Annotated in this window: 1 protein-coding gene; it reads right to left on the bottom strand. The window is 64.0% G+C overall.

Annotated features, from left to right (window positions below; genetic code table 11):
- Positions 1-197 precede the first annotated feature (197 nt).
- A complete protein-coding gene (locus ID132_RS01525; protein WP_193127675.1) occupies positions 198-680 on the bottom strand; it encodes a hypothetical protein in 483 nt (160 codons plus the stop codon).
- Between the last annotated feature and the right edge of the window lie 277 nt (positions 681-957).

Below are 957 nucleotides of genomic sequence, written 5' to 3'. Positions count from 1 at the left end.
GTAGCCGTCGCCGTCGGTGTCAACTGCCTGAGCGTCGGTGATGCCGTCCTGGTTGAGGTCGATGCTCTCGTTGGGCTGGTAGTTGCTCATGTCTGCTTTCCCTTGTTTGTGCTGGCTGCTGGGGACGTAGATTGGATGCGGTTGGGCGGTTGAAAGTTCCCGTGACGCGAACTTATTTGGCCACGTTGGGGATGTGCCTAGAGTCCGAGGTCGCCGAGGTCGATGTCGTCGCCCCCGAGCGCGTCGTCGTGGGCATAGTCGGTGGTCGAGTCGTAGGCGTCGTAGTCGGAGTCGGCGGACTCGCCGGCGCCCGTGAGGGAGTCGGTGGGGTCGGCGTCGACGAAGGTGTCGTCGACGTGGTCGTTGCCGACCTGGCCGTCGGTGGCGCTCGCGTCGTCGGCCTGCGTGTCGTCAGCTGCTTCGGCCTCGGGCTGCGCGTCGTCGGCGTCGAGGTCGTCAATCGCGTCGGGGTCAATCGTGCCGTCGTCGGTGGTGTCGGTTTCGCCGGCCGCCGCGTCGGGGGTCGTGCCATCCTCCGTGACCGAGTCAAACATGTCGACGAGGTAGTCAGCGAAGCCCGGAGGCGCGCTGAACGTCGACGAGAGCATGCTGTCCCACTGCGCGTCGCTGACGGCGGGGACATCGCCGAGGAGTGACTCTTCTTGTGGTTCATTCACCATGATCGGATCCTTCGATTACAAATTTCGCGTTACGTATGAGATGCGCGGGGCGGGAGAAAAGTTCCCACCCCGCGCAGATTTTTTTGCGAGATTTTGTGGAGCCGCGTTCGCGTTAGAACGAGACCTCNTAGCCGTCGCCATCGGCGTCGGTCGCCGCGCTGTCGAGGTAGCCGTCGCCGTCGCTGTCCATGATGACCGTGTCGACCACGCCGTCGGCGTCGGTGTCGACGTAGACGGTCTCGGCAATGCCGTCGCCGTCGAAGTCACTGCCGATACC

The sequence above is a fragment of the Gulosibacter sediminis genome (assembly GCF_014904065.1).
GTDB lineage: Bacteria > Actinomycetota > Actinomycetes > Actinomycetales > Microbacteriaceae > Gulosibacter > Gulosibacter sediminis.
The sequence above is the reverse complement of the archived record's forward strand: the minus strand, read 5'-3'. Positions and strand labels throughout refer to the sequence as shown.